We start from the raw sequence: 8063 nt of genomic DNA, 5'->3' as shown, positions 1-8063 counted from the left end.
CCATCACCCGAGGTCAGCCCCCGGAAATCCGGGGTTCCATACACACATTTTGGCCTTTAACCCGAATGTTCTTCCCCCTGTTTTCTGTTCTTCCCCCGCTAGTTGACGGGGGAAGAACAGAAAACAGGGGGAAGAACACTCGGTCACGATCCCCGGTCGGACGCCGGGGCCAACGCACTGCCGACGTCTGCGCTCGACGGGTCGTTATCAAGCCGTTGCCGACGATTCGCAGCCGAATCCGCGCGGTCGACGACGACCACAGCGAGAGCTCGAGTCCCTCGCACACCGAGCGTGGATCGGGCTACTGAACTGCACTTTCAGGGCGATCGTGACGTTCGCCTCCCGCCCCGTTCGACGATGACTCCCCTCACCCTCGGCCCGCTTTCTCAGGCTTCGTTTATGTCCGTGTGAGTAACCTCGCCGTGTCCTTGCCGATACCGCACTGTTACCAAACGAAACGGACATGAACGTGCCACGACACCGACTGAACGCCCAGACCTCGACGCCCGTTTCCCGCGTCCTGCCCGACTCCGCGTCCCGCACCGAGCCCAACGGCCAGCATCGCGCAACCGTCCGCAGCGCCTGGACCACCAAGATGAAGGTCAGCGCAGTGGCCGCCTTTGCCGGCGCCGTGGGCCTGACCGTCGGCGGCACCGCTCACGCGATGGCGCAGCCTGCGCCGCAGAAGCCTGCCCTGCCGGTGAACCTGACACTTCCGCCGCAGCTCGACGACCTCGCGCGCAACATCCTTCCCCCGCACACGTTCGTGCCGGGCCCGGGCCGCGCAGTGGCGCCCGTCAGCGGCACCGTCACCTCTGGCTACGGCCATCGTTGGGGCACCAACCACAACGGCGTCGACATCGCCAACAAGATCGGGACGCCCGTTTATGCGGTGACCGACGGAGTCGTCCTCGAGTCCGGCCCGGCATCGGGCTTCGGTCAGTGGATTCGGGTCCGACAGGACGATGGCACCACCGGCGTCTTCGGGCATGTCGACAAGAGCTTCGTGCACGCAGGCCAGCACGTGAGCGCCGGACAGCAGATCGGCACGGTCGGCAACCGCGGTGAATCCACCGGCCCGCACCTGCACTACGAGGTCTGGGACAAGAACGACAACAAGATCAACCCGCAGGTCTGGCTGAACAAGCGCAACGTTCATCCGTGACCTTGCGCATCGACCTGTTTTCCTGACAGCCGGGGCGCGGCAGCCTCACGGTTCCATGAGGTCGCCGCGCTCTGGTCCCGAGTCCGGGTCGGCGCGGCCACGACTGTTCGCATCATGATTTGGTGTAGCTTGGCCGCGTCAGGCGGCTGTTGACTCTCGGCGAACTGTTCGCCGCAATCTTGCTACGGCGCATCCATCGGCGCCGGATGCACTACAGGAGACGCGGGACTCGAATACTGTCGCAGCACCGACCGAATGTGGTCGGCATGCCGATAGATGTCGACGACCGACTCGATGTCGCGGCGGGTACCGTCCTTGCCATCCTCGAACGTCATCAAGTATTTGACGCTTTTGCCATTCAAATACAGGCGAGCAATCGGCTTTCGATTGTTGTCGTCGAGGAGGACCGCGAAATACGTCTTGGCATCCCGATAGACGACGCGCTCCGGCGCTACCTCGGCGACTGCGATAGCGCGAATGATGTTGTAACCGTCCAACTCCTCATCGGTGGTCACGACGGCAGGGTCGGCCACGGATTCCGCGGGAGGTGTCACGTCCGCCGCCCCGGCAACCGGCACCGCTCGCTCTGACGCGGGAGCCGCAACCTCGGACTGCTGGTCCGCATCCTCGCCGAGTGCAGTCTTCAGCCGATCGTTCACCTGTCCGCCGATATATTGCGCAGCCGCCTTCGCAACAAGAGGTCGGAACTGCTCGATGACCCTTTGCGTAGCCTTCCCCTCATACACCTTGGCCACGAAGTACCGGACCCAATCGTCACTCGGTTCCTTGATCTCGTTTGCGATGATTCGTCGAATACCACCGATGTACTTCAACTCCTGAGCCGCACTGACCACCGAGTCCAGATCAAATGACGCCTTCGAAAGTTTCTCGATCTCGGGCAGCAAGGTTCGGTCCAGATCCAGCAGATCGAAGATCAGGAACGGCTTCTCATCCATCTTGTTCGGCAAGTCACCATCGGTGTACACCTGATATTGCTGACCGTTCGTCAATACCGCGATCCGCGCCGATGTGACTGAGAAATATCGAAATAGCTGAGACGCATACCGAAGATCGAGAGCATCCCCGATCTTCTTGCACTCCATCAGAATTTGAACCTGCCCGTCTTTGAAGATCGCGTAGTCGACCTTCTCGCCCTTCTTAACACCCACATCAGCAGTGAACTCTGGTACCACCTCGGCAGGATCGAACACGTCGTACCCGAGCACATTCGAGATGAACGGCATGATGAAAGCGTTCTTGGTTGCCTCCTCGGTCTCGATGCTGGCTCGCTTGTCCCTGATTTTTGCAGCGAGCGTCTTGATTCCATCGGTCACCATCATTGCCATATACCCTTCCGGTAAGTTTTGGGATGACGATAGTTGACGCGCGAGCCGCCTAATCTGATATTCATCAAAAGCATCTTCGCTGGACTTCAATGGCCATAACGTCAGCAGACCAGTGAGCAGCCGATCATCGGCCCGCTGAGCTCATGAGCTCATGCCCCCGAATTCTTTCGGTATATACCGATCGGACACGGGGTGGGATCAGTCCCACTGCGCCACAAACCGCAGCGGTCTCGATTTCGGCGAGTCCGCACAGCAAGTCGAAAGCGGAGATTGCTGAGATCTCCCCTCGGACAGGTGACGTCACGGCGCGCCTAGTTTCTTTCGTGATCGCCGGGCGCCCCAGCGGCCTATCATCACGTACCCGAACCCAGACCCATCCACCCCCACCACGGTTCCGAATAGCTGGCACCAACACCAGCACACCGAACGGAGCCTTCATGCGCATCTCCCACACGACCCGCTCGCTCGTCATGTTGCTTGCGACGGCAGCCCTCACGATCGGGGCGTTGTTCGTGACCACCGGGCCCGCATCGGCCGCTCCCCTGCAACCGATCCCCAAGCTCGACACAACTCGGTATCTGGGTTCGTGGTGGCAACTCGCGGCCGTGCCGGCCTTCTTCAATCTGAACTGCGCCAAGGACACCAAGGCCACGTACACGCCGATCGACGCCACGACCATCGGGGTGGAGAACACCTGCGCCACGTTCACCGGCCAGCGCAATCGCGTGCAGGGTCGCGCCAGCGTCGTCGACCCGGTCACCAAAGCCCAACTGTCCGTGAAGTTCCCACAGGTCCCGGTCAGCATCGATCCGGGCAACACACCCAACTACATCGTCGCCTGGATCGGTGACGGCAAGACCCCGGACGATCCCTACCGATTCGCCGTCGTCGGCGACCCGACGAGGACGTCGGGATTCCTTCTCTCCCGCGACAAGGTCGTCTCGACGTCGACCCTGCGCATGTTGCGCGGCCAGATCGAGAAGGTGGGCTTCAACTCGTGCACGTTCCTCGTGACACCGACCACGGGCGGCCGCACCGACCACTCCCCGCTCTGCACCGTGTAGTCACTCGAGGTCGCGTTCGCCGACACCCATCGCGCTCGCCCTTGGGGTCGAATTCGCCAGTTGCACAACGATACCCGGCTCCGAAACGTCCCGGATCCGAGTCTTGCGCGGGCCCCAAACCTCCGCTAAACTCGAACATGCGTTCGACATACAGGGGGTGGGCGCGATGGTCGGCGACGTACCGCAGACAGAGATCGTCGCGTTGTACGCCGAGCTGCATGACGTGCTGGACAGGATCGACGCAGCCGATGCGAGCCCCGCGTCGGACACGGAGTCGATCGAGGTCGCAGTCGCGCACGAGCTCGCCGCTCGGCGGATGAGCGGCCTCGGTCATCAACGCGTCCTGGACGTCTCCGATCGCGGCGCGCACATGCGGGCCGGTTATCGGTCACTGCACGATTTCATGGCCGGCCCGTTGCGGATCGCGAACCCGACGATGCGACGCAAGCACATGGAAGCGTTGGTGCCGATGCACTCGCTGCACGGTGAACCACTGCCCCCGAAGTGTCCAGAGACCGCAGCAGCGGTTGCCGAAGGGGCGATCGGCCCGGAGCACGTGCAGAAGATCCTCGAGGCGTTGAATCGTATTCCCGCAGCAATCCCCGCCGAGCACAAGGAGTTCGCAGAACGCACCCTCGCCGAGGGTGCGCGCGAGTTCACACCACGAGGCGTCGCCGAGCTGGGTGCGCGCATCCTGGCCCATCTGGACCCCGATGGGTCGGTCACCGACGACGCAGACCGCGCCCGGCGCCGGGGACTCAGCGTGGGCGAGCAAGACGCCCAGCTCATGAGCACTGTGCGGGGCAGCCTCGATCCCCTGACGCGGTCCATGTTCGATGTGGTGCTCGATGCGTGGGCGGCTCCGGGGATGAACAACCCCGACGACGAGCAGTCGCCGCAGGGCAGCAAAGACGACACCGACCCCGAGGTACTCAAGGACGCCGCCGGACGCGACCACCGCTCCCCGGCCCAGCGCAACCACGACGCATTCAAGGCGCTGTTGACCGCAGTCCTCGACGGCGGGCTCCTCGGGCGCAGTCACCGTGGATTGCCACCACATCTGATCATCAAGATCACCGAAACCCAGCTGCGCGAACAGGCCGGGATCGCCGAGACGGCCGGCGGTGCATGTCTGCCGATCCGCGACGTGATCGACGTGGCCGCCCGCGCCCAGATGCACCTGGCCGTGTTCGCCGATCACACTCCCGAGATCCTCTATCTGGGGCGAGCGAGTCGGTTCGCCAACCGATCCCAACGATTCGCCCTGTTCGCCCGCGACGGCAGCGGCTGCACCTGCCCAGACTGCACCCAGCCGTTCACCCACCTCGAAGCGCATCACGCCCACCGTGACTGGGCCGATGGCGGTTTCACCGACATCAACGCGCTGGCCGGGGCATGTCCACCCGACAACCGGCGAGTGGGCCCCAAACCGGGCCAGTACCGCACCCACATCGTCACAGAAGGCCCCGACACCGGACGACCTGCCTGGACGCTCAACACCGACGCAGGCCAACCGAGCAACCCGCCTCGCATCAACCGGCTCCACCATGTCGCCGAATCCTTCACCCGCCACCTCCACGGCGACACCTCACCACCGGACAAGTCACCACCACACCGCGTCTATCACCGACAAGAAGAACGCCGACGAGTACCACGCCTCGTCTCGGCGGGATGGTCCGTACGCGAAATAGACTGGGACACAGACTCTAACGGCCGGCCACACCACCACAGCTGATTCGCTGTCCGCCGATCACGAGAAGAAGCACTGTCAGATCGAGTAGTCGACTACTCGTGAAGCCTCGGACGGGACGGCGAATCCTATAGCCGTGGACCAGGGAACATCAGCGACAGATCAGCCCCCGGTGGTGCGCGTGACCTGCGACGTCTGCATCGTCGGTGCGGGTATTGCAGGCTTGAACGCCCTGTTCGTCGCCAGCCGGTACCTGCCACCGGGCGGTCGTATCGTCCTGATCGACAAACGAACACGAGTCGGCGGGATGTGGACGGACACCTATCCCTACGTTCGTCTCCATCAACCGCACCCCTTCTTCACCGTCGGCGACATCCCTTGGGCACTGGGCCGGGAGCGGTCCTACCTCGCCACCAAGAACGAGGTCCTCGACCATTTCCAACACTGTCTCGACGCGATCCGCAGGGACGTCCATGTGGAGACCTACTTCGGCGCAAGCTACGAGTCCCATACCGAGACCGACGACGGCGTATGCATAACCTGCGACTCCGACGGCGCGATGATGGAGGTGCGTGCAACGCGGCTCGTCAAGGCTTTCGGATTTCAGATCGAGGCGAATGAACCACTCGCAGTGTCGAGTTCGCGTGTCAGGTCGGTGTCACCGGACACCGGCGACCTACTCGACGGCGCGACCGGCGACAACTCCGATCCCATCTGGATAATCGGGAGCGGCAAGACAGCGATGGACACCGCGCACACGCTGGTCACCACATATCCGTCCCGCGAGGTGCACCTCGTCGCCGGCACAGGAACCTTCTTCATGAATCGCGACGCATGCTTTCCCACAGGCGTCGACAGATGGTGGCGAGGTACACCCGTCAATCGAGTGGCGTATGACTGCGTCCGCCGCTTCGACGGCACCAACGAGGAACAGACCCTCAGCTGGCTTCGAGACACGTATGGCACCGGGGTGACCCCCGAGGCTCGCCATCACATGCTGGGCATCCTGTCCGAAGCCGAAGCTCGCACGATCTCCGCCGGGATCAGTTCGATGACGATGGGCCACTTGGACGACGTCATCGATCACGATGACGACGCCGCCCTCGTCCTCCGCGACGGCACCACGCTGCCGACCCGTGCCGGCAGCGTGATCGTCAACTGCACCGGATATCTCCGCCCGAACGACCGCCCCTATGAGCCGTACATGTCGCCGAGCGGCTCGGTGGTCACGATCCAACCCCAGTCCGCCACGTTTCACCTCACCAGTTTCGCCGGCTACTACCTGACCCATCTGTTGATGCTGCGGTCACTCGCCGACGTCCCGCTCTACGAGGTGGACATGAGCGAACTGTTGCGGGTGGCCAAACCCGCCGCTCCGTGTGTGGTCCTGACCCTTGCGCTACACAATCTGGGTCTCGTCATGGACAACGTGCCCCGATCTGTTCTCCAGGACTGCGGTCTCGACTTCGATCTCTGGTATCCGTTCCCGCGCCGCATGATCGGCGTTGCACGTGTCCTGGCCACGCATCGACGCGACCGTGCCCGGCAGCAACGTTCGCTCGACATCGTCGGCGAGAGGTTCGGTATCCGGTGCGGCCCACTCGTCGGCTGATTCACGCGACATGACGACCATCCGAGGGGTGATGTCAACCCTTGCGGTCACCCATGCTCGCTTTCATGCCGGTCGTTGACTTCGGCGGACTCTCGTCGCAGGTTGAGATGACCAGCCAATCTGTCCGACGGCGTGCACGCGCCATGGAATGGGGTCGCTCATGTCAGCGAGTTCGGGTCCGGCAGACCATTCGCAGCGACGTGGGTCCGGTCTGCCGACGGCGCGCGAATGGATAGCTCAGGGCGCACGATTCGAGACGTCTACCGGGCACAGCGTTTCCTTCCGCGTGCGCGGCAAGGGTACGCCATTGTTGATGTTGCATGGCTTTCCCACCTGGTCCTATGACTATGCCGCCGTCGCAACGGAACTCGAGCGCGACCATCGTGTGGTCACGCTGGACTTCCTCGGCTACGGAGCATCCGACAAACCCCGCGGGTACCACTACACCGTGGCGGAGTCGGCCGACGTCGTCGAAGAATTGCTCCACCACCTCGCCATCGACGACGCGATCCTCGTCCTGCACAACTACGGGGGCATCGTCGGGCAGGAACTGCTCGACCGGCTGCGATCAGGGCGACTGGCATTCGAGGTCGGCGCTATCCACCTCCTCAATTGCGGCGTCGTCTACGACGCCTACCGCCCGACGGGTTTCCAACGCGCACTCGCGACACCGGTCCTCGGCCCGCTGGTCTCGAGACTGATCACCAAACGGTTCCTCGGCAAGGCAATCTCGTCGGTCCGTCGCGAACCGTTGAGCCCGAACGACTTCGACGAGCTGTGGACCGGGATCTCGCTGTCGGACGGGCATCGACTGGCTCACGAACACATCAGGTACAACGCGGAGCGCGACCGGCATCATCGACGCTGGCAGAGTGCCCTGGAGGACTATTCGGGCGAACTGCAGTTGATCTGGGGTATCGACGACCCGGTTTCGGGCCGAACCGTCCTCGACGCGGCACGTGGGATCTTGCCGCGCGCACACTTCATCGAACTCGACGGCATCGGACACTTCCCTCAATCCGAGGCCCCCGAAGCAGTCGTCCGAGCGATTCGGAGTGTGGCCTGAACTCCATGCCGGGAACAGCGTCAATGCCCGGAATACCCGCTTTTGCTCACCGTGACCCGAAGCGGTGACGAGATCGTCTGCGCCTGATTGAATTCCGCGAGATGTGTTCTGCCGCTATGC

Annotated in this window: 6 protein-coding genes; 5 read left to right on the top strand and 1 reads right to left on the bottom strand. The window is 63.1% G+C overall.

All coding sequences use genetic code 11. The features are described 5' to 3' along the window. Positions 1-463: 463 nt before the first annotated feature. On the top strand, positions 464-1165 hold the full coding sequence (locus AAFP35_RS21990; protein WP_419223787.1) for a M23 family metallopeptidase: 702 nt from the start codon (positions 464-466) through the stop codon (positions 1163-1165). Between the two features lie 182 nt (positions 1166-1347). Here AAFP35_RS21990 and AAFP35_RS21985 read toward each other — a convergent pair whose 3' ends face one another. Next, the gene (locus AAFP35_RS21985; protein ID WP_419223786.1) at positions 1348-2505 is read right to left on the bottom strand and encodes a type I restriction endonuclease; all 1158 of its coding nucleotides are present in this window, start codon (positions 2503-2505) and stop codon (positions 1348-1350) included. Positions 2506-2948: 443 nt separating this feature from the next. Between AAFP35_RS21985 and AAFP35_RS21980 the strand changes: the two genes are divergently transcribed. The 4 genes from AAFP35_RS21980 to AAFP35_RS21965 all read left to right on the top strand — a co-directional run bounded on the left by AAFP35_RS21980 (position 2949) and on the right by AAFP35_RS21965 (position 7943). Further along, complete coding sequence (locus AAFP35_RS21980; RefSeq protein WP_419223785.1) at positions 2949-3575, top strand: lipocalin family protein; 627 nt, start codon at positions 2949-2951, stop codon at positions 3573-3575. A 166-nt stretch (positions 3576-3741) separates the two neighbouring features. Next, on the top strand, positions 3742-5310 hold the full coding sequence (locus AAFP35_RS21975; protein ID WP_419223784.1) for a DUF222 domain-containing protein: 1569 nt from the start codon (positions 3742-3744) through the stop codon (positions 5308-5310). Between the two features lie 136 nt (positions 5311-5446). After that, the gene (locus AAFP35_RS21970; protein WP_419223783.1) at positions 5447-6877 is read left to right on the top strand and encodes an FAD-dependent oxidoreductase; all 1431 of its coding nucleotides are present in this window, start codon (positions 5447-5449) and stop codon (positions 6875-6877) included. A gap of 160 nt (positions 6878-7037) precedes the next feature. Continuing rightward, on the top strand, positions 7038-7943 hold the full coding sequence (locus AAFP35_RS21965; RefSeq protein ID WP_419223782.1) for an alpha/beta fold hydrolase: 906 nt from the start codon (positions 7038-7040) through the stop codon (positions 7941-7943). The last annotated feature ends 120 nt before the right edge of the window (positions 7944-8063 follow it).

Source organism: Gordonia sp. CPCC 206044, from assembly GCF_048537895.1.
Taxonomy (GTDB): domain Bacteria; phylum Actinomycetota; class Actinomycetes; order Mycobacteriales; family Mycobacteriaceae; genus Gordonia.
This window is presented reverse-complemented; position numbering and strand designations above follow the sequence as displayed.